The 23,701-nt window shown below is 68.4% G+C and carries 26 protein-coding genes and 3 tRNA genes; 15 read left to right on the forward strand and 14 right to left on the reverse strand.

Annotated features, from left to right (window positions below; all coding sequences use genetic code 11):
• The first annotated feature begins 49 nt into the window (after positions 1–49).
• Together P5F91_RS08145 and P5F91_RS08150 are read left to right on the forward strand one after the other, a co-directional pair.
• Complete coding sequence (locus P5F91_RS08145) at positions 50–796, forward strand: DUF599 domain-containing protein (protein ID WP_277906980.1); 747 nt, start codon at positions 50–52, stop codon at positions 794–796.
• A gap of 2 nt (positions 797–798) precedes the next feature.
• Positions 799–1,119 carry a hypothetical protein gene (locus P5F91_RS08150; protein WP_145610733.1) on the forward strand — a complete coding sequence of 107 codons (321 nt, stop codon included), beginning with the start codon at positions 799–801 and terminating at the stop codon, positions 1,117–1,119.
• A gap of 9 nt (positions 1,120–1,128) precedes the next feature.
• Here the strand turns inward: P5F91_RS08150 and P5F91_RS08155 are convergent, their stop codons facing one another.
• Positions 1,129–2,205: a lysine-2,3-aminomutase-like protein gene (locus tag P5F91_RS08155; RefSeq protein WP_277906981.1), complete on the reverse strand. Its 1,077-nt coding sequence runs from the start codon at positions 2,203–2,205 to the stop codon at positions 1,129–1,131.
• A gap of 258 nt (positions 2,206–2,463) precedes the next feature.
• On the opposite strand from P5F91_RS08155, the gene P5F91_RS08160 reads away from it, so the two are divergent.
• Positions 2,464–4,440 carry a S9 family peptidase gene (locus P5F91_RS08160; protein ID WP_145611104.1) on the forward strand — a complete coding sequence of 659 codons (1,977 nt, stop codon included), beginning with the start codon at positions 2,464–2,466 and terminating at the stop codon, positions 4,438–4,440.
• 70 nt (positions 4,441–4,510) lie between these two features.
• Complete coding sequence (locus tag P5F91_RS08165; RefSeq protein WP_145610731.1) at positions 4,511–4,777, forward strand: MafI family immunity protein; 267 nt, start codon at positions 4,511–4,513, stop codon at positions 4,775–4,777.
• A 76-nt stretch (positions 4,778–4,853) separates the two neighbouring features.
• Here P5F91_RS08165 and P5F91_RS08170 read toward each other — a convergent pair.
• Positions 4,854–4,930, reverse strand: a tRNA-Arg gene (locus P5F91_RS08170).
• Between the two features lie 76 nt (positions 4,931–5,006).
• Positions 5,007–5,477: a hypothetical protein gene (locus P5F91_RS08175; RefSeq protein ID WP_277906982.1), complete on the reverse strand. Its 471-nt coding sequence runs from the start codon at positions 5,475–5,477 to the stop codon at positions 5,007–5,009.
• A 350-nt stretch (positions 5,478–5,827) separates the two neighbouring features.
• On the opposite strand from P5F91_RS08175, the gene P5F91_RS08180 reads away from it, so the two are divergent.
• Positions 5,828–6,223, forward strand: a complete 396-nt coding sequence (locus P5F91_RS08180) for a hypothetical protein (protein WP_277906984.1) — start codon at positions 5,828–5,830, stop codon at positions 6,221–6,223.
• Positions 6,223–6,429 (forward strand): helix-turn-helix transcriptional regulator, encoded by a 207-nt coding sequence (locus tag P5F91_RS08185; protein WP_277906985.1) that lies wholly within the window; start codon positions 6,223–6,225, stop codon positions 6,427–6,429. Before P5F91_RS08180 ends, P5F91_RS08185 begins: the two co-directional genes overlap by 1 nt.
• A gap of 45 nt (positions 6,430–6,474) precedes the next feature.
• Here P5F91_RS08185 and P5F91_RS08190 read toward each other — a convergent pair whose 3' ends face one another.
• Complete coding sequence (locus P5F91_RS08190) at positions 6,475–7,326, reverse strand: pirin family protein (protein ID WP_277906986.1); 852 nt, start codon at positions 7,324–7,326, stop codon at positions 6,475–6,477.
• 250 nt (positions 7,327–7,576) lie between these two features.
• Here P5F91_RS08190 and P5F91_RS08195 point away from each other — a divergent pair, with 250 nt between their 5' ends.
• Both P5F91_RS08195 and P5F91_RS08200 read left to right on the forward strand, forming a co-directional pair.
• On the forward strand, positions 7,577–10,045 hold the full coding sequence (locus P5F91_RS08195) for a glycoside hydrolase family 31 protein (protein WP_145610726.1): 2,469 nt from the start codon (positions 7,577–7,579) through the stop codon (positions 10,043–10,045).
• 164 nt (positions 10,046–10,209) lie between these two features.
• The gene (locus P5F91_RS08200; RefSeq protein WP_088870631.1) at positions 10,210–10,917 is read left to right on the forward strand and encodes a glutathione S-transferase N-terminal domain-containing protein; all 708 of its coding nucleotides are present in this window, start codon (positions 10,210–10,212) and stop codon (positions 10,915–10,917) included.
• A 171-nt stretch (positions 10,918–11,088) separates the two neighbouring features.
• Here the strand turns inward: P5F91_RS08200 and P5F91_RS08205 are convergent, their stop codons facing one another.
• Complete coding sequence (locus tag P5F91_RS08205; RefSeq protein WP_246134382.1) at positions 11,089–11,445, reverse strand: GIY-YIG nuclease family protein; 357 nt, start codon at positions 11,443–11,445, stop codon at positions 11,089–11,091.
• 265 nt (positions 11,446–11,710) lie between these two features.
• On the opposite strand from P5F91_RS08205, the gene P5F91_RS08210 reads away from it, so the two are divergent.
• A complete protein-coding gene (locus P5F91_RS08210) occupies positions 11,711–12,409 on the forward strand; it encodes an SDR family NAD(P)-dependent oxidoreductase (protein ID WP_145610725.1) in 699 nt (232 codons plus the stop codon).
• Between the two features lie 26 nt (positions 12,410–12,435).
• On the forward strand, positions 12,436–13,305 hold the full coding sequence (locus P5F91_RS08215) for an NAD(P)-dependent oxidoreductase (protein WP_145610724.1): 870 nt from the start codon (positions 12,436–12,438) through the stop codon (positions 13,303–13,305).
• A gap of 6 nt (positions 13,306–13,311) precedes the next feature.
• Here the strand turns inward: P5F91_RS08215 and P5F91_RS08220 are convergent, their stop codons facing one another.
• The 3 genes from P5F91_RS08220 to P5F91_RS08230 form a co-directional block, all read right to left on the reverse strand.
• Entirely contained in the window at positions 13,312–14,208 is an 897-nt protein-coding gene (locus tag P5F91_RS08220; RefSeq protein WP_145610723.1) for a DMT family transporter, read from the reverse strand.
• 85 nt (positions 14,209–14,293) lie between these two features.
• Positions 14,294–14,848 carry a flavin reductase family protein gene (locus tag P5F91_RS08225; protein ID WP_145610722.1) on the reverse strand — a complete coding sequence of 185 codons (555 nt, stop codon included), beginning with the start codon at positions 14,846–14,848 and terminating at the stop codon, positions 14,294–14,296.
• Positions 14,849–14,970: 122 nt separating this feature from the next.
• Positions 14,971–15,888 (reverse strand): LysR family transcriptional regulator, encoded by a 918-nt coding sequence (locus P5F91_RS08230; RefSeq protein WP_145610721.1) that lies wholly within the window; start codon positions 15,886–15,888, stop codon positions 14,971–14,973.
• Positions 15,889–16,027: 139 nt separating this feature from the next.
• On the opposite strand from P5F91_RS08230, the gene P5F91_RS08235 reads away from it, so the two are divergent.
• From P5F91_RS08235 to P5F91_RS08245, 3 genes are all read left to right on the forward strand, one after another.
• Positions 16,028–16,783, forward strand: a complete 756-nt coding sequence (locus P5F91_RS08235) for an SDR family oxidoreductase (RefSeq protein ID WP_145610720.1) — start codon at positions 16,028–16,030, stop codon at positions 16,781–16,783.
• Between the two features lie 132 nt (positions 16,784–16,915).
• Positions 16,916–17,335, forward strand: coding sequence for a CopD family protein (locus P5F91_RS08240; protein WP_145610719.1), 420 nt, complete (start codon positions 16,916–16,918; stop codon positions 17,333–17,335).
• A 167-nt stretch (positions 17,336–17,502) separates the two neighbouring features.
• Complete coding sequence (locus tag P5F91_RS08245; RefSeq protein ID WP_145610718.1) at positions 17,503–18,501, forward strand: transporter; 999 nt, start codon at positions 17,503–17,505, stop codon at positions 18,499–18,501.
• A 6-nt stretch (positions 18,502–18,507) separates the two neighbouring features.
• Here P5F91_RS08245 and P5F91_RS08250 read toward each other — a convergent pair whose 3' ends face one another.
• Positions 18,508–19,146 carry a TetR/AcrR family transcriptional regulator gene (locus P5F91_RS08250; RefSeq protein WP_145610717.1) on the reverse strand — a complete coding sequence of 213 codons (639 nt, stop codon included), beginning with the start codon at positions 19,144–19,146 and terminating at the stop codon, positions 18,508–18,510.
• A gap of 110 nt (positions 19,147–19,256) precedes the next feature.
• On the opposite strand from P5F91_RS08250, the gene P5F91_RS08255 reads away from it, so the two are divergent.
• Positions 19,257–20,075 (forward strand): SDR family NAD(P)-dependent oxidoreductase, encoded by an 819-nt coding sequence (locus P5F91_RS08255; RefSeq protein WP_277906987.1) that lies wholly within the window; start codon positions 19,257–19,259, stop codon positions 20,073–20,075.
• Here P5F91_RS08255 and P5F91_RS08260 read toward each other — a convergent pair.
• Positions 20,066–20,467, reverse strand: coding sequence for a hypothetical protein (locus tag P5F91_RS08260; RefSeq protein ID WP_277906988.1), 402 nt, complete (start codon positions 20,465–20,467; stop codon positions 20,066–20,068). The genes P5F91_RS08255 and P5F91_RS08260 overlap by 10 nt on opposite strands.
• 24 nt (positions 20,468–20,491) lie before the next feature.
• Positions 20,492–20,881 (reverse strand): tautomerase family protein, encoded by a 390-nt coding sequence (locus tag P5F91_RS08265; RefSeq protein ID WP_277906989.1) that lies wholly within the window; start codon positions 20,879–20,881, stop codon positions 20,492–20,494.
• A gap of 135 nt (positions 20,882–21,016) precedes the next feature.
• On the opposite strand from P5F91_RS08265, the gene P5F91_RS08270 reads away from it, so the two are divergent.
• Positions 21,017–21,913: a LysR substrate-binding domain-containing protein gene (locus tag P5F91_RS08270; RefSeq protein WP_277906990.1), complete on the forward strand. Its 897-nt coding sequence runs from the start codon at positions 21,017–21,019 to the stop codon at positions 21,911–21,913.
• A gap of 20 nt (positions 21,914–21,933) precedes the next feature.
• Here P5F91_RS08270 and P5F91_RS08275 read toward each other — a convergent pair whose 3' ends face one another.
• The 3 genes from P5F91_RS08275 to P5F91_RS08285 all read right to left on the reverse strand — a co-directional run bounded on the left by P5F91_RS08275 (position 21,934) and on the right by P5F91_RS08285 (position 23,652).
• The gene (locus P5F91_RS08275; protein WP_277906991.1) at positions 21,934–23,172 is read right to left on the reverse strand and encodes an MFS transporter; all 1,239 of its coding nucleotides are present in this window, start codon (positions 23,170–23,172) and stop codon (positions 21,934–21,936) included.
• A gap of 231 nt (positions 23,173–23,403) precedes the next feature.
• Positions 23,404–23,478: transfer RNA gene (locus tag P5F91_RS08280), tRNA-Gly, on the reverse strand.
• Between the two features lie 99 nt (positions 23,479–23,577).
• Positions 23,578–23,652: transfer RNA gene (locus tag P5F91_RS08285), tRNA-Gly, on the reverse strand.
• Between the last annotated feature and the right edge of the window lie 49 nt (positions 23,653–23,701).

A 23,701-nucleotide genomic window follows, 5' to 3' on the forward strand; every position in this document is an offset into this window, starting at 1 on the left:
CAAGGCATGATGCGGGGCCTTCCATCCCTCTCCGATCGCAGCCCCGCCCATGCCCTTTGACCTGGCGCCGCTGGACCTTCTGGCCCTCACCACCTTCTTCGTGTTGTGGGGCGGCTATAATGTCATCTTCCGCCTGCCGGGGGCGCCGGCCAGCCTGAACCTGCACATGCGCACGGTCCGCGAGGTGTGGATGCGCAACATGCAGGCGCGCGACACCCGCCTGCTGGACGGCCAGCTGCTGGGCCATCTGATCCAGAGCGTTTCCTTCTTCGCCTCCACCACCGTGCTGCTGATCGCCGGCGACCTCAGCGCCCTGGTGAACGCCGACCGGCTGGCGGCCCTGGTGGACAAGATGCACGTGGCCAGCACTGCATCCGGCGCCCTGATCGAGGTGAAGCTGTTCCTGCTGCTGGGCGTGCTGGTCTACGCCTTCTTCCAGTTCACCTGGGCGGTGCGGCAGTACAACTATACCTGCGCCCTGATCGGCGCCATGCCTGACGCCACCAACCATCCGCCCAGTGTGGACGTGGAAGAGGCGGCGGACGCGGCGGCGGCCCTGCTGTCCCTGGCGGTGCAGAGCTTCAACGCCGGGGTGCGGGCCTATTACTTCGGCTTCGCTGCCCTGGGCTGGTTCGTCCACCCCTTGGCCTTCATGGCCTCCACGACCCTGGTGATCGTGGTGCTGGTCCGCCGCCACTTCCATTCCCGCGCCTTCCACGCCGTGCGCCGCTTCGGCACGGCGGTGCGCATGGTGCTGCCGGAACGCCGCCAGCCGCAGCCGCCGGAAGGGGGCTGAGGATGATGAAAGACGATTTCCTGACCCTGACCCAAATGGACAGCGGGGTTCATTACCTGGATGACAGCGACGAACGGGTGTTCTTTCACTGGCTGGCCAGCATCACCTGTGTGGGGAAGTTCTTCGGTGACGGCGCGCGCGGCCTTGTCGTCCAACTCAAGCACGCACCCAACGACGATGAACTGATGCAGCTGCTCGCCTTATGCCATCGCTACGGTGTCAAGGCACGGCAGTTGGCCAAGTTCGAGACGGATGCCAACCGTGAATGGCTCCGCCGGCCCACAGCTTGGTGGTATGCGGGGCTATTCGGGGATGCCGGTTAGCGCCAGACCCTACTCACCCTCTTCGCTATAGGCGTGCCGGCCGCCGCGCGGGTCGGTGACGGTCCAGCCGCCTTCACCATCCGGCACCAGATAGTCGGCGGTCAGGGGCACCTTGCCGTGGCCGCCGGGGATGTCCAGCACATAGGTGGGCTGGCACAGGCCGGAGACATCGCCGCGTAACTCGCGCATCAGGGCGCGGCCGCGCTGGATCGTCGTGCGGAAATGGCCCGTCCCCTTGGCCAGGTCCCCCTGGTGCAGGTAGTGCGGCTTCACCCGCGCCTGGACCAGGGCGCGGAAGGTGCGGGTCAGGGTCTCGGCGTCATCGTTGAGGCCCTTCAGCAGCACGGTCTGCGACAGCAGCGGGATGCCGGCGTCGACCAGGCGGGCGATGGCGCCGCGCGCGGTGTCGTCCAGCTCGCGCCAATGGTTGGCGTGCAGCATCAGCCAGCTGGCGATGCGCTTGCCCTTCAGGGCGGCGACCAGCTCCGGCGTCACGCGGTCGGGGTCCACCACGGGCACGCGGGTGTGAAAGCGGACGATGCCGACATGGGGGATGGCATCCAGACGGGTGACGATCTCGGCCAGGCGGCGGGGCGACAGGATCAGCGGGTCGCCCCCGGTCAGGATGACCTCCCACACCTCCTCGTGTTCGGCGATATAGGCGAGGGCGGCGTCCAGCTCCGCGCCATCCAGGGTCTCGCTGCCCGGGCCCACCATCTCCCGCCGGAAGCAGAAGCGGCAATAGACCGGGCAGACGTTGACGGCCTTCAGCAGCACCCGGTCGCGATAGCGGTGGACGATGCCCTTCACCGGGCTGTGCGGCCCGTCGCCGATCGGGTCGGCCAGCTCGCCGGGAGTGGTTTCCAGCTCCTCCCCCGCCGGGATGAACTGGCGGGCCACGGGGTCGTTCGGGTCGGTGGGGTCGATCAGGCCGGCCACCTGGTCGGTGACGGAGACGGCGAAGCTGGCCGCCACCTGTTCCAGCACAGGCAGGGCCGACGCCTCGGCCAGTCCGGCCTGGACCAGACCATCCGCCGTGCGGATGGGGGCCTTGCGCGGGGCGAGCTGGCGAACGGCGATGCCCATGGGGCCTCTCCCTGGCGGTGCGTGGAATGATGGAACAGGGGCTTAGATCGACCTTGGGCGCCTCGTCGTCAAGCGGCCCGCCCGCATGGGCCCCCCGCATCGGCGTTGGCGCGGGCGCCGCGCTTGGGGCACACTGCCCGGCGATGCGGGGGCATCCCTTTGATAACCAGGCAGATGGGGCCAGGGCGAATGAAAATAAGGGGCATGGGGCTGAAACGGGCCGCGGTGGCGGCGATGCTGATGGGATTGGTGACTGGCATGACCGACGCGACCGCCGCCGAGAAGAAGACCGCCGCTTACGGCACCTGGGCCTCGCCCATCACCGCCGCCCGCCTGGCCGGCAGCGAGATCCGCCTGGGTGACCTGATGGTGGACGGCGGTGTGCCCTACTGGCTGGAAAGCCGCCCCGCGGAAAAGGGCCGCTACGCCATCGTGACCCCCGACGGCCAAGGCGGCATCCGCGAGCTGACGGGGCCGGAGGTCAACGCCCGCACCCGCGTCCATGAATATGGCGGCGGCGCCCTGCTGGCCGTTGGCGGTGGTCTGGCCGGCGGCCGCTTGTACTTCAGCAACTTCGCCGACCAGCGCCTGTACACCGTGCCCGAGGCGGGCGGCGCGCCGCAGCCGCTGACGCCGGAGGGCTACCGCTATGCCGATTGCGTGGCGGGCGCGCCCGGCCACCTCTATTGCGTCCGCGAGGACCACAGCGCCCCGGGGGAGGCCAAGAACGCCATCGTCAGCCTGGCGGTGGACCGGCCGGGTGATGCCGGTACCGTGCTGTTCGGCGGCACCGACTTCGTGGCGTATCCGCGCCCCAGCCCCGATGGCAAGCGCCTGGCCTGGATCGCCTGGTCCCACCCCAACATGCCTTGGGACACCACCACGCTCTACGTTGCCGACGTCACGCCCCAGGGTCTGGGCAACCCGACGGCGGTGGCCGGCGGCCATGACGAATCGGTGCTGGAACCGCAGTGGGATGCCGACGGCACCCTCTACTTCATCTCCGACCGCAGCGACTGGTGGAACCTGTACGCCTGGCACGACGGCGCCACCCGCCCCGTCTTGGCCAAGACGGCGGAGTTCGGTGGTCCCCTGTGGAACCTGGGCCTGACCACCTATGCCCTGACGGGCCGGGGCCAGGCGGTGGCGCGCTACAGCAGCCAGGGCCTGGACAGGCTGGCCGTCATCGAGCTGAAGACGGGCAAGGCGCATGATCTGGACCTGCCTTTCGTCGGCATCACCGGCGTGCGGCTGCTGGGACCCGACCAGGCGGTCATGATCGCCAGCTTCGCCGATGCCACCCCGGCGGTGGTGACCGTCAACCTGTCGACCGGCACCCACGCCGTGCTGCGCCGCCCGGCGCCGGAAGGCCTGGAGGCCGGCTTGGTGTCGCGCGCCCGGCCCATCGAATTCCCCACCGCGCCCGGTCCGGACGGCCAGGCGCGGACGGCCCACGCCTTCTACTACGCCCCCACCAACCCCGCCTTCCAGGCCCCGGCGGGGGAGAAGCCGCCCCTGCTGGTCAAGGTGCATGGCGGCCCCACCAGCGCGGCCAAGCCCTCAATGGACATGAGCGTGCAGTACTGGACCAGCCGCGGCTTCGCCGTGGTGGATGTGAACTACGGCGGCAGCACCGGCTACGGCCGCGCCTACCGCAACCGCCTGCGCGGCAACTGGGGCATCACCGACGTGCAGGACGCCACTGCCGTGGTGGCCTACCTGGACAAGGCCGGCCTGGCCGACGCCAACCGCGCCGCCATCCGGGGTGGCAGCGCCGGCGGCTACACCACCCTGGCGGCCCTGGCCTTCACCAAGGTGTTCAAGGCCGGCGCCAACTATTACGGCGTGTCGGACATGGAATCCCTGGCCAAGGACACCCACAAGTTCGAAAGCCGCTACCTGGACAGCCTGGTGGCCCCCTACCCAGCAGGCAAGGCCGTCTACGACGCCCGCAGCCCCCTGCAGCACCTAGACGGCTTCTCCGCCCCGCTCATCACCTTCCAGGGGTCGGAGGACGCGGTGGTGCCCCCGGCGCAGTCGCGCAGCATCGTCAATGCCTTGAAGGCCAAGGGCGTGCCCGTCTCCTACATCGAGTTCGAGGGCGAGCAGCACGGCTTCCGCAAGGCCGACAGCATCATCCGCGCGCAGGAGGCGGAGCTGTACTTCTACGGCCGCATCTTCGGCTTCACGCCGGCGGACACCCTGCCGGGGGTGACGATCGACAATTTGAAGTGAGGGCGAGCGCTTGAAGAGCCGAAGGGGCGGGGAGAAGTCTCTGCCCCTTTTTGTAGGCGGGGGAGGATGGATGGCGACGACGGACTTTTTAGCGCTGTGGGAAATCCTGGAGGAACACCTGGGTTCCTTGGTGATGTCGATCGCCGGTCTACCTGACATTAAGCGAGAATCCATGCGGGACTATATCGACCACAACGAATTCGGTATCGCCTTCGAAGAGTTGATAGAAACGATCTCGGATATGGAACTGCTGTTAAACCAAGAACAGCGTCAGGAAATGGCGCATCTCGCATCACTGATGGCGCTGCCACCTTCGGTGCTTGCTCCCCTCAAGTAATGACAAGGGCGAGCACTGGGTGCGCCATCACGGTGGCGGGCATTCGCCTGGGCACAGATTTATGAGGGCGGGGGAATGGTGTCCCCGGCGGGATTCGAACCCACGGCCCCAGGATTAGGAATCCTGTGCTCTATCCTGCTGAGCTACGGAGACGCCGGGGCGGGTTATAGCAGGTTTGGGCGGCTTGCACAGCCCCGGGGCGCGCAAGGCTCGGGCGTCCGGAATTCAATCAGCCGACCAGCAGGCTGACGATCAGCACCTCGTCCACCAGGGGCTTGCCCACGGCCTCGTTGGCCACTTCCATGATGCGGCCCTTCAGGGCCTGGACGTCGGCGGTGTTCAGGCGGTTATGGGTCAGGTGGTCGACGGTCAGGGCCTCGGTCAGCTCGCCATTGATGCGGGGCTTGAGGTTGGTGACCAGGTCGACGTCCTCATTCAGATGCTTGCTCATGCGCACGACCAGCATCACCTGCAGCCGGACGTAGGAGAAGCGGTCCTTCCCCGGCAGCAGCATGGGGCTCATCTTGATTTTGCGCAGGACCTCCGGATCTTCCGACTTCTGACCGCCGCCTTCGCCGGCCCAGGCCGCCTGCGGCAGGGCCGTGGCGGCCGCCAGCGCCAGGAGGGCGCCAGCCAGCACCCCGCGCAGCATGGCGCCGCGGCGGCCGTCACGGGGCAGGCGTTCATCGTCGCGGGTCATTCCGGGGCGAGTTCCTGTGGCCAGCGCTAGTGCTGGGATCAAAGTGAATACTGGGACGGCAACGGTTCACGGTTCAAAACCGGGCGGGTTATTTAGTCTAGCACGGCCGTCCTAAGGGAAGGCCTGAGTCTTGTCCCACCTGGTATGCGGGATATTAAGGCGGCTTCCTTAAGGCTTTCTTATCGGGCGACCCTATCCGAAAGGCGGGGATGCGCACCCTTATGCCGGATGTGCCGGGGCGCGACTCGGGGGAAGGCGCGTAGTAGATTCTGAGGAGTCAAAAGTCAGGTTGACCTGACATAAAAATGGAGTCATGTTTACCTGACAAAACGTCAGGAGATCATGACATCATGTCCGTCGCCGTTCTCTTCCCTCCCGCCTCGCGGCGCTACATTCTCACCTCGATCGCCACCGCGGTCCTCTACGTCCTGTCCATCAAGGCCATCAGCTGGGGCCAATCGCAGCTGGACGGGCCCTTGCTGTGGGCGGCGATCCTGGTGCCGGTGGGCTGCATCGCGGTGCAGCTGTGGGCGACGCTAAGGCTCATGGCCCAGGTGGATGAGTTCATGCGGGCACTGCTGGCCCGGCGCTTCATCATCGCCGCCTGCCTGGCCTTCATCGTCGCCAGCGCCTGGGGCTTCCTGGAAACCTTCGCGCGGGTGGACCACCTGCCGGGCTACATGGTCTACGCCATCTTCTGGGTGGCCTTCTGCATCGTCTCGCCCTTCATCCGGAGTACGCGCTGATGCGGAACACGTTGAAGGTCCTGCGGGCCGAGCGCGGCTGGACGCAGAACGACCTGGGCGAGCGGCTGGGCGTGTCCCGCCAGGCGGTCAACGCCCTGGAGACGGAGAAGCACGACCCGTCGCTGGACCTGGCCTATCGCATCGCTGCGCTGTTCGGCCTGCCGGTGGAGGCGATCTTCACCAATCCCCACCAGCCGGCGGCATGAGCTTCATGCCGCCGTAGGCCCCGACCGGGGCCGCCGCCTGAGGGATTACTCGAACAATCCCGCCTGGTAATCGCGGATGGCGGCGATGATCTCTTCCCGGGTGTTCATGACGAAGGGGCCATGGGCCACCACCGGTTCGGCGATGGGCTCGCCATGGCCGAACAGCAGCACCGCGTCTTCCTGCGCCGTGATCTCCACCGCGTCGCCTTCCAGGCTCAGTTCCACCAGTTGGTGGGCGGGGGCGGTGCCGCCGCCCACGCTGATCGCGCCGCGCACGACGTAAAGGAAGACATTGCGGCCGGCGGCGCCGTCAAAGCGCACGGTACCGCCGGCGCTCAAGGTCACCGTGCTCATGAACACGCCGGTCAGTGAGGTGACGGGGCCGCTCGTCCCGCCCCAGTTCCCGGAGATGAGGTTTACGGTGCCGCGCCCGTCGGGGGTGGGCAGGGCCGGTATGGCGTCGCGCTGCAGGCCGGTATAGCCGGGGTCCGAGAACTTCAGCCGGGCCGGCAGGTTCACCCACAGCTGCAATATCTCCAGCGGCCCGCCCTTGCGGCGGAATTCGGCCGGCGACAGCTCCGAATGCACCACGCCGCGCCCGGCCGTCATCCACTGCACGCCGCCAGCCCTGATAACGCTTTCATGGCCGGCGCTGTCGGCGTGCGTCAGCTCCCCCTCCAGGATGAAGGTCACCGTCTCGAAACCCCGGTGGGGGTGAGGGCCGAAGGGCAGGCCGCCGTTATTGGGCGGATAGACCTGCGGCCCATGGTGGTTCAGGAACAGGAAGGGGCTCAGCTGCGGCAGGGCCGGGCCCGGCAGGGGGCGGCGCGTCGTCAGGTCCGCGATGTCGTCGCGATAGGCCGCGTGCAGGCGTTTCAGAGTCTTCAGCGGGCTCATCGGCCGGTCCCTTCAGGGCAAATCTCACCGGGGCGCGGCATCGGCGCACCCGTCATCTTCCTACATCTAAGCGGTGGCGGGCCCGCGCGATAGGGCATAGCGGCGGCACGGACTGTTGCTGTGCCGGAACGATGGACCACGGCGGGACCGGGAGCCGGGACGGGGAGTTTCGGGTTGACCCCGGCCTGGGCATGGCCGATGGTACCGCTATCATATGATTTATAAGAATCCTCCAGGGGGAATCCGGACCATGAAGACGCAGGGGCAGCCCACGCGCGGCGCCACACCGAAATCCATGTTGATTTACCGGGGCTTGGCACTGGCCATGGGCCTGGGCGCCGCCGCCTCGGCCCTGACCGCGCCCGCGCTCGCGGCCGACAGGGATGTTACCGCCGCCGTGGTGGTGGACCAGTCGACCAAGACCCAGGAACAGACCCTGGTGCTGGAGCCCTACGGCCCCAACATCATCCGCGTCACCCTCAGCCTGAAGAAGGACGCGGCCCTGGCCGGCCCCGGCTACGGCATCATCCCCGGCACCAACACCGCCGGCTGGACGCAAGGCCAGGATGAGCGCGGGGACACCGTGCTGAAGTCCGGCCAGATGTCGGCCACCATCGTCGGCTGGCACCCGCCGCCGCACGCCGTGGCGCCGCAGCAGACCGCCGTGGACATCAGCCGTTATTTCGGCGGCACCACCAATGGCGCCCACATCCTGTTCAAGGACGCGGCGGGCAAGACCATCCTGGACTTCACCGGCTGGTCCATGGGCGTGCCCAACTTCAAGGATGGCAACAGCCAGCTGCTGCACGACCGCCGGCCCACGGATGAGCAATTTTACACCGTGAACGGCACCTTCGCCTCGCCGGCGGATGAGCACTATTACGGCCTGGGCCAGAACCAGGAGGGCTTCCTGGACCATCGCGGCCATGTGGTGCGCTGCTGGAACGACTACAACGCCTCGGGCGGGCAGAGCACCTGCGTGCCCTTCATGATCACCAACTACGGCTACGGCCTGCTGTGGGACAACCCGTCCAAGACGACCATCGAGCCGGGCTTCAATGAGGTCACCCGCTGGACGTCCGAGGTGGGCGACCGCGTCTCCTTCTTCGTCATCTCCGGCAAGACGCCGGACGAGATCTACGCCGGCTACCGCCAGCTGACCGGCGCCACCCCCATGCTGCCCAAGTCGGCCTACGGCTACATCCAGTCCAAGCAGCGCTACCGTTCGCAGCAGGAGGTGCTGGACGTCGCCAAGGGCTATCGTGAGCGCCACATCCCGGCCGACGTGCTGGTGGTGGACTGGTTTTACTACACCATCATGGGCCAGTTCGATTTCGTGCCGGAGCTGTGGCCGAACCCCAAGGCGATGAACAAGCAACTGCACGACATGGGGTTCGAGACCATGATCAGCGTGTGGCCGCGCTTCACATCCGACGGTCGCTATTACGATCTGTTGAAGAAGAACGGCTGGTTCCTGTCCCAGGCCGACGGCACTCCCACCAACGGCCTGCCCTATGACAAGGCCGGGTCGGACATCGACACCACCAACCCCGACGCCGCCAAGTGGTACTGGAACACCATCCGCGACAACATCCTGAGCCAGGGGTTCGACAGCCTGTGGTCGGACGAGACGGAGCCGGACCTGCCGCCCAACGGCAGCTACTACCACATCGGGCCGGGCACGAAGTACTTCAACGTCTACCCGCTGTTCCACACCAGCGCGCTGTATGACGGCTTCCGCCGCGACTTCAAGGACAAGCGCACCGTCATCCTGTCGCGCGACGCCTATCTGGGCGTGCAGCGCAACGGCGCCATCGTCTGGTCCTCCGACATCACCCCCACCTGGGACGCGTTCAAGCGCCAGGTGCCCACGGGCCTGGACTTCGCCGCCAGCGGCATCACCTACTGGAGCAACGACACCGGCGGCTGGCAGTACCTGCCGGAAGAGCATAAGCCCGCCAAGGCGCCGCTGCTTGACCCGACGCCGGCGCGCGGCGTCGTCGGCGGCTATGACGATTATCCCGAGCTGTACACCCGCTGGTTCCAGTACGCGACCTTCCTGCCGGTGCTGCGCACCCACGGCAGCCGCCCGGCCAACGAGATCTGGTCCTATGGGCCCGACGCCCAGGCCATCTTGGAAAAGTACGTCAAGCTGCGCTACCAGCTGATCCCGTACATCTATTCTCTGGGCTACAAGACCTATAAGACGGGCGCGCCCTTCCTGCGGGCCCTGCCGCTGGACTTCCCCAACGACCCGGCCGTCACCGACATGCGGGACGAATACATGTTCGGCCCCGCCCTGCTGGTGGCCCCGGTGACGGAGCAGGGGGCGACGACCAAGCAGGTGTACTTGCCGGCAGGCGGCGACTGGTACGACTTCTGGACGGACAAGCGCTACACCGGCGGCCAGACGGTGACGGTGGCGGCGCCCATCGACCGCATCCCGGTGTTCGTGAAGGCCGGGTCCATCCTGCCCTTGGGCTCCCCCATCGAGAACACGCACCAGAAGCAGACCATCGCCAAGGTGAAGGTCTATCCGGGGGCCGATGGCCGCTTCACCCTGTTCCAGGACGACGGCTTCACCTACGCCTATGAGCAGGGCGGCGGCAACGTCACCGAACTCAGCTGGTCTGAGGCCAGCCACAGCCTGGGCCATACCGGCGCCAAGGGCTGGAGCGAGCCCGACGCCAAGGTGGTGGACGTGGTCCAGGCCAAGTAAGGCCGGCATCCAAGGTCATGGGAAAGGGCGGTCGCGGGTGGCCGCCCTTTTCTTTCGCGTTGTGACCGCGGCCGTTGAAGCGAGGGCGTTGAAGCGGGGGCGTTGAAGCGGGGGCCGATTGGCGGTTCAATGCCGCATCCTGAGCCGACTGATGAGAAGCCCCGATGACTGACCTGTCCGCCTTCCCCATCACCCGCCGCTGGCCGGCCCAGCATCCCGACCGCATCCAGCTTTATGGGCTGCCCACGCCCAACGGCGTGAAGGTCTCCATCATGCTGGAGGAGACCGGGCTGCCCTACGAGCCGCATCTCGTCAACATCATGCAGAACGAGAGCTGGACGCCGGAATTCCTGTCGCTGAACCCCAACGGCAAGATCCCGGCCATCATCGACCCCAACGGGCCGGAGGGCACGCCCATCGCCCTGTTCGAGTCCGGTGCCATCCTGGTCTATCTGGCGGAAAAGACGGGCAAGTTCCTGCCCGCCGGCGCGACCGCCCGCTATGAGACCCTGCAATGGGTGTTTTTCCAGATGGCGGCCATCGGTCCCATGTTCGGCCAGGTGGGCTTCTTCCACAAATTCGCCGGCAAGGACTATGAGGACAAGCGCCCCCTGAAGCGCTACGCCGACGAATCCAAGCGCCTGCTGGGCGTGCTGGAGGGCCGCTTGGCCGACCGCCCCTGGATCATGGGCGAGGAGTACACCATCGCCGACATCGCCTGCCTGGGCTGGGTGCGCAACCTGGTGGGCTTCTACGGCGCGGGTGAGCTGGTCGACTACGACAGCCTCAAGAACGTTCCGGCTTGGCTGGAACGCGGCTTGGCGCGTCCGGCGGTGCAGCGGGGCCTCGATATCCCGAAGCGGCCAGGGTGAGGCGGAAGCTGACGGCATGAGCTTCCGCTCATGCCGTAGGCCGCGACTGCGGCCGCCGGAGCCTTTTGGGAAGCGTTAGCGGACTGAAAGGCGAGGATAAGCCAAGCCGATGGATATCGGCGCCCGGCGTTTGAAGGGCATTTGATCGGTTGAGATCAAATGCGGCGTGGATCAAATCCCTTCCGCCTTCAGCGCCGCCCGCCAGTGGGCGGCGCGGTCCTTCAGTTGGGCGCGGGCGAGATAGGGGCTTTCCTCCGGCTCCAGCCGTTCCAGCACCTCGAAGGTGAAGGCGTCGGCCCCGTGGGTGTTCCAGGCGGCTTGCAGGCCCCGGTGGGTGTGGCCGCCGTGGCGCAGGCTGAACCACAGCCGGTTCCGGATGGTGTCCAGGGTCGGCGTCGGCCCCACCCACACGGTGTCCGGCAGGGCGGCGCAGCGCAGGGCGTAGATGCCGGGCTCATCCTCTCGCTTCTTGTAGTCGGCGATGGCCGTCTTCCTGTCCTGGCTCTGCATGGCGCGATCCTGTTTCACCCGGGTGATATCCTGGCGGGAGATATAATACCCGGGTAAAATGAGGTCAAGCCTGGTGGCTATGACGACGGGTCAGCCGCCTGATGACTCATCGTCAATCGCGCGCGTCGGGCGCGCTGCGGCATGCTTATTCCCAGGCCCCCGGAGACTTTCGCCCCCTGACTTTCGCCGGGGCCGCCCCATATCAGGCGTCTCCTCTTCCTCATGGCCCGATCCCGGCGTGCACCGGGGCGGCCGGCGCCCCTAGCAGAAAGGGTCCCCTCCCATGTCCGCTTCCCCCACCGCCTTCATCGTTGGCGCCTCCCGTGGCCTGGGCCTGGCCTTGGCCCAGGAGTATCTGACCCGCGGCTGGCAGGTTATCGCCACCGTCCGTCCCGGTGCCGAGCCGGGGCCCCTGCATGAACTGGCCGGCGAGGCGCAGGGCCGCCTGACGGTGGAAACGGTGGACATCGTCCATGCCGACCAGATCGCAGCCCTGCGCCGGCGCCTCGAAGGCAGCCGGGTCGACGTGCTGTTCGTCAACGCCGGTGTCACCAACAACCCGGAAGAGACCATCGGCGGGGTGTCGACCGAGGAATTCGTCCGCATCCAGGTGACCAACGCCCTGGCGCCCATGCGCTGTGTCGAGGTGCTGGGCCAGCTGGTGACGCCCAAGGGCACCATCGCCGTCATGTCCTCCGGCCTGGGCAGCGTGGCCAACAACCTCAGCGGCGGGTGGGAGGTCTATCGCGCCAGCAAGGCGGCGCTGAACACCCTCATGCGCTCCTACGCCGCCCGGCAGCCGGCGCACGGCCGTACCCTGCTGGTCATCGCCCCCGGGTGGGTGCGCACCGACATGGGCGGGCCGGCCGCCAGCCTGGATGTGTCGGAAAGCATTCCCCGCGTGGTCGATGTGGTGACCGCCCAGGCTGGAAAGCCTGGCCTGCAGTATCTGGATTACACGGGCGCGACGGTTCCCTGGTGAGCCGCCCTTCAAGGAGCATTGAAAACATGAGCAAGGTCGCATTCCTGGGCCTGGGCGCCATGGGCGCCCGCATGGCCGCGAACCTGGTCAGGGCGGGTCACGCCGTCACGGTGTGGAACCGCTCGCCCGCCGCGACGGCGGACCTGACAGCGCTCGGCGCCACCGCTGCCGCCAATCCGCGCGCAGCCGCGGCGGGGGCGGACTTCGTCATCACCATGGTGGCCGATGACACGGCGTCCCGGGCTGTGTGGCTGGATGACACGACCGGCGCCCTGGGGGGCCTAGGCAAGGACGCTGTCGCCATCGAGTGCAGCACCGTCTCCCCCGCCTGGGCCACCCAGCTGGCGGCGGCGGTGACCGCCACCGGGGCGGGCTTCCTGGAGGCGCCGGTGGTGGGCAGCCTGCCCCAGGCGCAGGATGGCAAGCTGATCGTCCTGGCTGGGGGCGGGCGTGAGGCCTTCGACCGGGCGCAGCCGGTGCTGGCGCCCCTTGCGGCGGCCGTCCGCCACGTCGGCCCGGTGGGCCGGGGGGCGGCGATGAAGCTGGCGGTGAACGGCCTGCTGGGTATCCAGCTGGCCGCCTGGGCGGAGATGATGGGTTTCCTCGCCAAGGCCGGCTTCGACGGTGCCGCCGCCCTGGATGTCCTGACCACCCTGCCGGTGGCCAGCCCGGCCGCCGCTGGCTATGCCCGCCTGATGCAGGCCGGGGACTTCGCCGTGCGTTTCCCCGTGGATCTGATGGCCAAGGACTTCCGCTATGCCACGCAGGCAGCGGATGCGCTGAAGGCCGACACCCCCGTCGCTGACGTTGCACTGGGGGTGCTGGAACGCGCGCGGGAGGCCGGCCATGGCGCCGAGAACGTCTCCGCCCTCATCCGCCTCTACACGGGGGGATGAGGCCGTTCAGGGCTGAGTGGCGGCCGGTCGCGGGCGGGTGGGGCGTTGCGCCAGCACGATGCCCAACACCACCAGGCCGCCGCCCACCAGATGATAGGGGTGCAGCACCTCGCCCAGCAGCAGGGCCGCCAGCACGGCGGTGGTGATGGGCAGCAGGTTCATGAAGATGGCGGTGCGGCCCGGTCCCAGGTGCTTCACCCCCTGCATCCAGAACACCGGCGCCACGATGGAGGCCGGAATGCCGGCGTACAGGACCAGCGCCGCGTTGGCCGCCGTGACCGGTGCCGGCGGCGCCAGCAGGTAACCCGGCAGCAGGAAGACCAGCGCCGCCGCCACCTGGACGTACAGCGCCGTCCATACCGGCAGCGGCAGGGGCCAGCGCTTCAGGCAGACACCATAGCCGGCATAGGCGACGCAGGCACCCAGCATGAAGGCGTCGCCCCGGCCCACGCCATGCGACAGCAGGCGGCCGTAATCGCCCTGGCCCAGCACGAACAGGATGCCGGCGAGCGACACCACCCCGCCCACCAGGGCCAGGGGCCCGTGCTTCTGCCGCAGCCAGACACTGCTGAGGCCAAGCGTCAGCAGCGGCACCAGGGCCACGAAGATGCCGATGTTGGTGGCGCTGGTACTGGCCGCGGCGTAGTAGGCCAACCCCTGATACAAGGCCATGCCCAGCAGACCCAGGATGGCGATCTGGGGAAGGTGCTGGCGGATGACGGACCGCCGCGCCCAGGCCCCGCGCAGGCAGAACGGCGTCAGCAGCGCGAAGGCCAGCAGCCAGCGGTCGAAAGCGATGACGCTGGGCGGGATGGCCCCGGCCGACGCCTTGGTCACCAGATTGTTGCCGGTCCAGATCAGCACGGCCAGCAAGGGAAAGGTCAGGTACAGGCGGGGCGACATGAAACGTGCCGGGTCATCATCCTTGGGAGGGCGACCCTAATGCCGGACGCGCCCCGGCTGTAGAGCGACTTTGCGACGGCAGGTATCAGTCCAACAGTTCAGGCCGGAACTGGTCGCGGCGGCTGACGGTCCCGCCTGCCACCATGAACACGCCGTCGCCGGTGTAGTGCAGGGTCTCATGGTGTTCCGGCTGCGGCACCGCGTGGGCCTTCATCACCTGGAAAATGAAGAAGTTGTAGCGCTCCACCAGGCTGGCGTCGGCCAGCCGGCACTCCAGGTTGACGGGACAGTCGCGAATCAGCGGGGCGTCCACATTCACCCCCCGGGCTGCCGTCAGGCCGAAATGCTCGAACTTGTCGACCTCCGTCCCGCTGGTGTTGCCGATGCCCACCACGGTGTCGATCATGGCGGCGGTGGGCAGGTTCAGCACGCATTCGCCACTGCTCCGCACCAGCTCGAAGCTGTGGTTGCCGGCGGCGATGACGCAGCCCACCAATGCCGGCGTGAACTCCATCATCGTATGCCAGCCCAACGCCATGATGTCCCGCTGCCCCCGATGGGCGCTGGACAGCAGCACGATGGGGCCCGGTTCCAGATAGCGGCGCACCTTGGACACTGGAAACTCCGCTTTCTCGGTCATGTCTCGTCTCCCGCGGTTGCCGCTGTAAACCCCGGGTGTGAACCCCGGGCAGTGGCTTGGGTTCCTCTCGCGGCTGGCGCCACGCGGGGGTTCCTTTCGCGGCTGGCGGCAGGCGGGGATTCCTATCGCGGCTGGCGCCACGCGGGGCGGGCCATGTGCTTGATGAAAAAATCCGCCAGCGCCTCCACCTTGGCGGGGCGGGCGCGGGTAGTGGGGGTCACCAGGTACAGCCCGCCCAGGGGCATCGACCAGCCGTCCAACAGATCCACCAGCCGGCCGTCGGCCAGGTATTCAGCCGCCAGGAACTCCGGCAACTCGGCGATGGCCAGGCCGTCCAGCACGGTGGGCAGCAGCGCTTCCCCATTGGTGACGCGCAAGGGGCCGGTGGGCGTCACGGCCACCTCCTCCCCATCGGTGTTGATCAAGCGCCAGACGTCCTGGCGGGCGCGGTAGGCGTAGCCTAGGCAGTGATGGGCCGCCAGTTCGCCCGGATGCCGGGGGCGGCCGTAGCGGGCGATGTAGGCCGGGGCGGCCACGATGTGCCGGGCGATGGGGCAAAGCTGGCGCGCCACCAGAGAACTGTCGGTCAGCACGGCGATGCGCAGGGCGGCGTCGAAGCCCTCGCCGATCAGGTCCACCGTGGCGTCGCTCAGGTGCAAATCGACGGTGATCTCGGGATAGGCGCGCAGGAAGGCCGGCAACAGCGGCGCCACCCAGCGCACGCCGAAGGACATGGGCACGGCCAGGCGGATGGTGCCGCGCGGCCGGCTGGACAGCTCCCGCGCCGCGTCCTCCACCGCCTCGGCCTCGGCATACAGCTGGGACGCCCGGGCGGCCAGGGCGGCGCCCACGTCGGTCAGGGCCAGGCGGCGCGAGGTGCGGTTGAACAGGCGGGCACCCAGCCTGTCCTCCAGTCGGCTGACGCCGCGCGACACGGTGGCGACCGACACGCCCATGGCCCGGGCGGCGGCGGCGTAGGACCGTTCCTCCGCCACCTTGGCGAACATGGCGAGGCCTTCAAAATCCGGCACCTTGGTCATCGCATCAAACCTGCAACGATAATTTTCAATCCTTTCTATTTTAGAAATTCGGGTTTGGCGACATCTTTTGTCCATCAGCCGCCGCCCACCACGGACAGAGACGGGCGGCACAAACCAAGGCACTGAAAGGAAAGATAAAATGGCTCGCAAACTCGAAGGCAAGGTCGCGGTCGTCACCGGTGGCACCAGCGGCATCGGCCTCGCCACCGCCAAGGCCTTCGCCGCCGAAGGCGCCCGGGTGTTCATCACCGGCCGCCGCGCCCCGGAACTGCAGGCGGCGGTGGCGGCCATCGGCCCCAACGCCACCGGCGTCCAGGCCGACAGCGCTAAGGCGGAAGACCTGAACCGCCTCTATGAACAGGTGAAGGCCCAGGCCGGCCGCATCGACGTGCTGTTCGCCAACGCCGGTGGCGGCACCATGCTGCCCCTGGGCCAGATCACCGAGGAACACTACGACGACATCTTCGGCCGCAACGTGAAGGCCGTGGTGTTCACGGTGCAGAAGGCCCTGCCCCTGCTGGTGGACGGCGCCTCGGTCATCCTGACCGGTTCCACCGCCGGCAGCACCGGCACGCCGGCCTTCAGCGTCTACAGCGCCAGCAAGGCGGCGGTGCGCAACTTGGCCCGCAGCTGGACCCTGGACCTGAAGGAACGCGGCATCCGCGTCAACGTGCTGAGCCCCGGCCCCATCCGCACGCCGGGCCTGGTGGAACTGGCCGGCCCGGACGCCGCCCAGCAGCAGGGCCTGCTGGATTACATGGCCAGCCAGGTGCCCCTGGGCCGCGTGGGCGAGGTGGAGGAGATCGCCAAGGCCGCCCTGTTCCTGGCCTCCAGCGACAGCAGCTTTGTCGCCGGCGCCGAACTGTTCGCCGACGGCGGCCTGGCCCAGGTTTAAGACGTCGCAAGATGATGCGGTTGGCGGCCCCGGAGCGATCCGGGGCCGTTCCGCTTGGTCAAATTGGCCCCATCCGGCAGGCTGGCGGCTGGTGTATCAAGGGGGCGGACTTAAGATCGGGAACCCGGACCCATGCCCTACCTCTGGCTGGAATCGCTGCACGCCGCCGCGGCCGTCACCTTCGTGGCGGGCCTGCTGGCGGCGGCCCTGCTGCTGGCCTTCGTGCCCAGCGCCGATGCCCTGTCGCCCGCCTTCTGGCGCGCGGCGCGGGCCTGGCATCGTTGGGTGACGGGACCGGCCATCCTGCTGGTTTGGGGCCTGGGCCTGACCCTGGCGGTCCAGGGCGGCTGGCTGCCCTCCGCCGGCTGGCTGTGGGCCAAGCTGGCGCTGGTCACGGCGCTGTCGGGCCTGCACGGCGCCCAGGCCGGCGCCCTGCGCCGCCTGGCGGCCGGGGAGGGGCGCCGCCGCACCGCCCTGGGCCGTTTCATGCCCGCCCTGATCGTGCTGGCGGTGGTGGGCATCCTGGTCCTGGTGATCGGCAAGCCCTTCTGATCGTCGCGCTTTCTTGCGGCAAAGCGACGCACGCCATCGCGTCGCAGGGCCTGGGGCGGTCCTGTCACAAAGTCGTAAGATTCCAAGGCATTGACGTTGGCCGTTTCCGCCCGGCATCACAGGGAAGGGGCGGCAGCGTTGGGGCCGCCCCGATAGGCGGAGGGGCCATGGGCACGCGCGCGGCGTCGGACATCAGCGAGGAACACGGGCTGATCTGCGGATTCCTGATCCGCAACGGAACGGTGGCGCCAGTCCCCTGGCCCGGCATCAACGACGCCATGGCGGAACCCGGCGGCCTGCTCTGGCTGCATTTCAACCTGGTGGACGTGCGGGCGCGGCAGTGGATCGAGGCCATGCCCACCCTGCCGCGGGGCGCCCGCCAGGCGCTGCTGGGCCAGGACAGCCATTTCCGCCTGGAACCGGTGGGCGACGGCCTCACCGGCGTTCTGGCCGACCTGCACCACCGCTTCGATGACCCTGCCGGCGGCCTGGGCCAGTTGCGCCTGTATATGGATTCCCACCTGGTCATAACCGCCCGGCGCCAGCCGCTGATGGCGGTGGACCAGCTGCGCCGCGCCATCAGCCAAGGCCTGGCGCCCACCAGTGCCGTCGACCTGATCGCCCACCTCATGTTCCACCTAACCGACACGGTGGCGGCGGAGGTCAGTGAGCTGGCCAACGATGTCGATGATGTGGAGGACGCCCTGCTGGCCGACCGGCTGGAGGATGAGGGGGAGAAGCTGGGGCGCATCCGCCGCACCTCCGCCCGCCTGCGCCGCCACATCGGCCCGCAGCGCACGGCGCTGAACGTGGCGCTGGGCCGCCTGCCCGGCTGGTGCGGGGGGGAGGATCAGGCCCGCCTGCGCCAGGGCATCGACCGGCTGGACGGCGTCGGCCAGGATCTCGATCTGGTGCAGGAACGCGCCCGCCTGCTGCAGGACGAGCTGTCCAACCGCTTCAGCGAGGCCACCAACCGCAACCTTTATATTCTGTCCATCGTCACCACCATCCTGCTGCCCGTGAACCTGATCACCGGCATCTTCGGCATGAACGTGGGCGGCCTGCCGTGGAGCGGCCACGACGCCGGCTTCATGTGGGTCTGCGGCGTCATGGTCTTCACCATCCTGGTGTCCCTGGTGGTGCTGCACTGGCGCCGGCTGTTCTAGGCGATCCTAGGCCGTGGACGGCACCTGCCGGTCCAACAGGGCGAACGTGGCCTTCAGGTGCTCGGCCAGGGGGCGGGCTGTGTCTGGATGGGCCGCGTGGTCCAGACGCCACTCCTCCTGCGCCAGGCGCAGGGCGCCGATCGCCAGCATGGCCGCAACCCGCAGTTCCTCCGCCGCGCGGTCGGGCCATCGTTCCGCCATCACCTGGGCCAGGTCGCGTTCCATATCCACCATCTTGGCCAGCTTACGGGCGCGCAGCGTCTCGGTAGAGCGCAGCAGGGTGTCGGCGGCGATGGACGCCTTGGTTTCGAAGCGGGCGGTCAAGGTCAGCAGGCAGTGCCGCGCCGCGGCCAAGGGAGACTGGTCCGTTGGTTCCTGCAGCAGGGCCGGGCCGATGGCCTCCACGAAACCGCTGCCTTGCCAGGCCAGCAGTACGTCCTCCTTGGACTTGAAATAATAGAAGAAGGTGCGCCGGGCGATGCCGGCGGCGGCGGCGATGGCGTCCAGGGTCGTCGCCTCGAACCCATTTTCCATGAACAGCCTCAGGCCGGTCTCGGCGATGCGCTGCATCGTCTCCCGGCGCTTGCGGTCGCGCAGGCCTTCGGTCTTGCCCGGCGTCGCGGGTGATGGGGGGGCGGTATCCATGGGCCCCTTATCGCATGAATGGCCTTCTCTTGAAATATCGCACCCGGTGCGATATTTGATATCGCACTCAGTGCGAATTCGCGCACGGTGTAAATTTATTGGAGAGGCAGATGACGAAGACCTGGTTCATCACCGGCGCCAACCGCGGCTTCGGCCGTATCTGGGCGGAGGCGGCGCTGCGGCGGGGCGACCGGGTCGCCGCCACCGCGCGCGACATCGGGACCTTGGCCGACCTGGCCACCGAATATCGCGACCGGCTGGCACCCCTGGCCCTGGACGTCACCGATCGCGACGGCGTGTTCCGGGCGGTGGTGCGGGCGCACGCCCATTTCGGCGGGCTGGACGTGGTGCTCAGCAACGCCGGCTATGGCTGCATGGGTGCTGTGGAAGAGATGACGGCGGAGGCGGCGCGCGCCAATTTCGACACCAACGTCTTCGGCACGCTGTCCGTCATCCAGGCGGCTGTGCCGTTGCTGCGGGCCCAGGGGCATGGCCATATCCTGACGGTGTCCAGCATCGGCGGCGTGGTCAGCTTCCCCACCGCCGGCGTCTACACCGCCACCAAGCATGCGGTGGAGGCGTTGAGCGAGGCCCTGGCCGGAGAGGTCGCGGGCTTCGGCATCAAGGTGACCATCATCGAGCCCGGCAGCTTCGCCACCGACTTCCGCGCCTCCATCGCCTTCGCGCCGGCGATGGCCGATTACGATGGCGTGCGCGCCGCCGTCATGGCCAACTTCAAACCAGAGATGTCGGGCGATCCCCACGCCACCGCCGACGCCATCCTGAAAGTGGTGGATGCCGAGACCCCGCCCCTGCGCCTGTTGCTGGGCACGGGGCCGTTGCCCCTGATCCGCCAAGTTTATGCCCGCCGCCTGGCGGCGTGGGAGGAATGGGCGGAGGTCTCGGCCGCGGCCCACGGTCAGCGCTGACCGGCCCCGAGCCCGGCCCCGGCCGCCAGCGACCCGAGCGCCAGGGCGGCCAGGGCGCTGGCGCTCGCGGGCAGGAAGGCGGCGCCATCCAGCGCCATGCCTACCAGCGCTGCGGCCGCCGCCAGCAGCAGGGCCAGGGCCGCCAGCAACAGGCCGGCCCCCCTCAGCCGCTGGCGGGTGGCCGCCAGCCCGGCCAGGGCGGCGATGGCACAGGCGGCCATTTCCACACCGCCCGCGCCGTGCGGATTATGGCGCAAGGCCACCAGGGCCAGGCCGCCGGCGATGGACGACAGGGGCGGGACCAGCGGCCCCAGGCGGGCGAAGGGGGAATTGGCCAGGGGGCTGCGGGCATAGGCCTCGCGGGCCAGGCTGTCATGGGCGAGGGCGTTCATGATGGTTCTCCTGCATGTAAGGGTTCAGGTGGGGTTGACGTAAGAGGCGAGGCCGTTGCCGAAGGACCAGTCGTCCCGCTGGTTGGGCGCCAGCACCACCATCACGTCCTCCGGTCGCAGACCGGGGGCGCGGGTCAGATTTTCGGCGATGGCGCGGTACAGAGCCTGCTTCTGCGCGGTGTCGCGCCAGTTGCTGGCCAGGATGGTGATGATCACCAGGTCGTCGGTGCGGCGCACGCCCAGGTAATCGGCGTTGTAGAGGAAGGTGTCCCGCTCATGCTGGTCGATCAGCTGGAAGCGGTCGTCGGCTGGCACGCCGAAGGTCTCGGTCAAGGCCTGGTGGACGCCGTCAGCGATCGCGCGGATATGGGCGGCCGGTTTGCCCTTGATCAGGGAGATGCGGACGAGGGGCATGATACGCTCCGTTCTTCGAAAAGGGCGGGCGGACCCGCTTGACGACCTTGAAGGTAAGAGCGCACAATCATTCGGAAAATTTGAAACTTCCGAACATATACATCCATAGAATCGAACTGTTGGAGCCGGACTTTGATGGCGCGCGTCAACCTGGACATGGATGTGCTGCGGACCTTCATGACTGGCTTCGAGCTGGGCAGCTTCGCCCGCGCGGCGGAACGGTTGGGCCGGTCGCAGTCCGCGATCAGCACCCAGTTGCGCAAGCTGGAGGATCAGATCGGCCGGCCCCTGGTGCAGAAATCCGGGCGTGGCCTAGCCCTGACCCCCGCCGGCGAAAGCCTGCTGAGCTACGCCAAGCGCCTTCTGGACTTGAACGACGAGGCGGTGGACGGCATCCGGGGGGCCGAGCTCGCGGGCTGGGTGCGCCTGGGCCTGCCGCAGGACTTCGCCGAGACCTGGCTGCCCGGCGTGCTGAACCGTTTCAACCGGGCGCATCCCAAGGTGCGGGTGGAGGTGCAGGTGGACCGCAGCACCCCCCTGACGGAAAAAACGGTGAAGGGCGAACTTGACCTGGCGCTCATCTGGGGTGACGGCCGGGGCACGCCCTATGCCCGGCAGGTGGCCGACCTGCCCATCGCCTGGATCGGGCGGCCTGACTGGCCCGGCATGGAGGCCTTGGCGGGGGAGCCTCTGCCGCTGGCCGTGCTGCCGGCCCCTTGTGCCTTCCGTTCCGCCGCGGTGGCGGCGCTGGATGGTGCCGGCCTGCCCTGGCGCCTGGCCTTCACCAGCCCCAGCCTGTCCGGGCTGTGGGCGGCGGCGGAGGGGGGGCTGGGCCTGACGGTGCGCACCACCGTCACCATGCCCCGCAGCTTGTCGGTGCTGGACCCCGCCGCCACCGGCCTGCCGCCCCTGCCGCGCGTGCCCCTGGCCCTCCACCGGGCGGAGGCGGATCCGCCCCCCGCCGCCGCCCGTCTGGCCGGTATCCTGCTGGACACCATCCGGGATGAACTGGGGCTGCCGGCGGAAGGCTGACCGCCGTCCCCGCCACGGGGTCAGGACGGCAGGCCTGGGGCCAGGCTGGCGGCCGGTCGCATCTGGCGCCAGGGCAGCAGGATGGGCGTCGCCAGCATGAGGATGCCGGCGATGGCTATGGCGATGCGGGGGCTGGTCATGTCGGCCAGCAGGCCCCACAGGGCGATCAGCGCCGCCGTGGTCAGGCTGTTGGTGACCGACCAGGCGGACAGGGTGCGGGCGACGCGGTCGGCGGCCAGCTGTTCCAGGCGGAACGAGGCCATGACCGGGTTGAAGGCGCCGCAGCACAGCACCAGCCCGAACTGTACGGCGATGACCAGGACCAGGCCGGGCGTACCGGGGCCGATGAAGGCCAGGCCTAGCGACCACCCGGCCCGCAGGGTTCCCGTCACCAGGATGGTGGTGCGCTGGCCCAGGCGCGCCGCCAGCGGCCGCGCCAGGCGCGACCCGATCAGGCCGCCGACGCAGGGCAGGCCGAAGGCCAGGCCATACTGCCAGGGCGTGTAGGCCAGCGGCCCCAGCATCAGGAAGGCCATCAGCGGCGCACTGACCATGATCATGGCGTTCACCAACACGGTGTTGAGGAACAGCCGCCACAGCGTTGGGTGCGCCAGGATGAAACGCCAGCCGTCCAGCAATTCAGCCAGCCGTCGGCTGGGACCGGCGGGCCGCGTCGGCGGCTGCTCCCGCCCCTCGATCATGCCGATGCCCAGGGCCGAGAGCAGATAGCTGACAGCGTCGACCAGGATGGTCGCCACGGGACCCATCAGCCCGATGGCCATCCCGCCCAGGGGAGGCCCGGCGATGGTCGCGACCCAGCTGGTGGACTCCAGCACGGCGTTGGCGGTGATCAGGTCCTCCCGGGGGACCAGCGCCTTGATGTAGGCGCCGCTGGCCGCCGTGAAGGTGATGTTGGCGGTGGCGACGATGATGGAGACGACCAGCAACTGGGCATAACTCAGCCAGCCCAGCGGATAGGCGATGGGAACGGTGATCATGGCGGCGAAGCGGACCAGGTCCATGGTGATCAGCACGCCCTGCTTGGCCCGGAACTCGGCCCAGGGCCCCATGGGAATGGCGGCGACCGCCCCCGCGGCCAGGCCCCCCGCCATCATCAGGGACACGGCGGCGGGGCCGCAGTGCAACACCGTGACCGCGATCAGGGGAAAGCCGCCCCAGGCCAGCCAGGTGCCCGCGACGCTGACGGCGTAGGCCGTCCATAGCCAATTGAACTGAGGGCCCAGCGACCTGCCGCCCATTGACCATCCCACCCGTGACCGCCCCCACGCCGCCATCGCTCCCCAGGCCCCCAAAGCCCCGCCAATGTCCAGGCCTCAGGAAAGCAGGAGAGGGCCCCGCCTGCCAGCGGCTTTCGCCGGCGCCGGCACATCGATGCAGAGAGGGGGAGGAAAGGTGACGCCGGAAACGCAAAAGGCGCCCGGGGGGGCGCCTTTGATGCTTTTGCGGTCTTTGCCGTGTTCTGGAGAGACTGGAGCGGGCGAAGGGATTCGAACCCTCGACCCCAACCTTGGCAAGGTTGTGCTCTACCCCTGAGCTACGCCCGCATACCCGACTCTCCGCCTTCACGTCGAAGGCTCACCTAAAAGCGAAAGGCCGAACCAGCCGGCCCGGCCTTTTCTCGCTTGTTCTTCCCTGAGGAAGACTGGAGCGGGCGAAGGGATTCGAACCCTCGACCCCAACCTTGGCAAGGTTGTGCTCTACCCCTGAGCTACGCCCGCACTCCATCCCGACGTCTGGCGCCGACCCTGCGATCGGTGCCCCCCGGCG

This window comes from Nitrospirillum amazonense (assembly GCF_029594735.1).
Lineage (GTDB): Bacteria > Pseudomonadota > Alphaproteobacteria > Azospirillales > Azospirillaceae > Nitrospirillum > Nitrospirillum amazonense.

Bases quoted from the DNA above. Each gene is read 5' to 3' on its own strand.
- P5F91_RS08145 (WP_277906980.1), top strand. From the start codon at position 50: ATGCCCTTTGACCTGGCGCCGCTGGACCTTCTGGCCCTCACCACCTTC.
- P5F91_RS08150 (WP_145610733.1), top strand. From the start codon at position 799: ATGATGAAAGACGATTTCCTGACCCTGACCCAAATGGACAGCGGGGTT.
- P5F91_RS08155 (WP_277906981.1), bottom strand. From the start codon at position 2,205: ATGGGCATCGCCGTTCGCCAGCTCGCCCCGCGCAAGGCCCCCATCCGC.
- P5F91_RS08160 (WP_145611104.1), top strand. From the start codon at position 2,464: ATGACCGACGCGACCGCCGCCGAGAAGAAGACCGCCGCTTACGGCACC.
- P5F91_RS08165 (WP_145610731.1), top strand. From the start codon at position 4,511: ATGGCGACGACGGACTTTTTAGCGCTGTGGGAAATCCTGGAGGAACAC.
- P5F91_RS08175 (WP_277906982.1), bottom strand. From the start codon at position 5,477: ATGACCCGCGACGATGAACGCCTGCCCCGTGACGGCCGCCGCGGCGCC.
- P5F91_RS08180 (WP_277906984.1), top strand. From the start codon at position 5,828: ATGTCCGTCGCCGTTCTCTTCCCTCCCGCCTCGCGGCGCTACATTCTC.
- P5F91_RS08185 (WP_277906985.1), top strand. From the start codon at position 6,223: ATGCGGAACACGTTGAAGGTCCTGCGGGCCGAGCGCGGCTGGACGCAG.
- P5F91_RS08190 (WP_277906986.1), bottom strand. From the start codon at position 7,326: ATGAGCCCGCTGAAGACTCTGAAACGCCTGCACGCGGCCTATCGCGAC.
- P5F91_RS08195 (WP_145610726.1), top strand. From the start codon at position 7,577: ATGAAGACGCAGGGGCAGCCCACGCGCGGCGCCACACCGAAATCCATG.
- P5F91_RS08200 (WP_088870631.1), top strand. From the start codon at position 10,210: ATGACTGACCTGTCCGCCTTCCCCATCACCCGCCGCTGGCCGGCCCAG.
- P5F91_RS08210 (WP_145610725.1), top strand. From the start codon at position 11,711: ATGTCCGCTTCCCCCACCGCCTTCATCGTTGGCGCCTCCCGTGGCCTG.
- P5F91_RS08215 (WP_145610724.1), top strand. From the start codon at position 12,436: ATGAGCAAGGTCGCATTCCTGGGCCTGGGCGCCATGGGCGCCCGCATG.
- P5F91_RS08220 (WP_145610723.1), bottom strand. From the start codon at position 14,208: ATGTCGCCCCGCCTGTACCTGACCTTTCCCTTGCTGGCCGTGCTGATC.
- P5F91_RS08225 (WP_145610722.1), bottom strand. From the start codon at position 14,848: ATGACCGAGAAAGCGGAGTTTCCAGTGTCCAAGGTGCGCCGCTATCTG.
- P5F91_RS08230 (WP_145610721.1), bottom strand. From the start codon at position 15,888: ATGACCAAGGTGCCGGATTTTGAAGGCCTCGCCATGTTCGCCAAGGTG.
- P5F91_RS08235 (WP_145610720.1), top strand. From the start codon at position 16,028: ATGGCTCGCAAACTCGAAGGCAAGGTCGCGGTCGTCACCGGTGGCACC.
- P5F91_RS08240 (WP_145610719.1), top strand. From the start codon at position 16,916: ATGCCCTACCTCTGGCTGGAATCGCTGCACGCCGCCGCGGCCGTCACC.
- P5F91_RS08245 (WP_145610718.1), top strand. From the start codon at position 17,503: ATGGGCACGCGCGCGGCGTCGGACATCAGCGAGGAACACGGGCTGATC.
- P5F91_RS08250 (WP_145610717.1), bottom strand. From the start codon at position 19,146: ATGGATACCGCCCCCCCATCACCCGCGACGCCGGGCAAGACCGAAGGC.
- P5F91_RS08255 (WP_277906987.1), top strand. From the start codon at position 19,257: ATGACGAAGACCTGGTTCATCACCGGCGCCAACCGCGGCTTCGGCCGT.
- P5F91_RS08260 (WP_277906988.1), bottom strand. From the start codon at position 20,467: ATGAACGCCCTCGCCCATGACAGCCTGGCCCGCGAGGCCTATGCCCGC.
- P5F91_RS08265 (WP_277906989.1), bottom strand. From the start codon at position 20,881: ATGCCCCTCGTCCGCATCTCCCTGATCAAGGGCAAACCGGCCGCCCAT.
- P5F91_RS08270 (WP_277906990.1), top strand. From the start codon at position 21,017: ATGGCGCGCGTCAACCTGGACATGGATGTGCTGCGGACCTTCATGACT.
- P5F91_RS08275 (WP_277906991.1), bottom strand. From the start codon at position 23,172: ATGGGCGGCAGGTCGCTGGGCCCTCAGTTCAATTGGCTATGGACGGCC.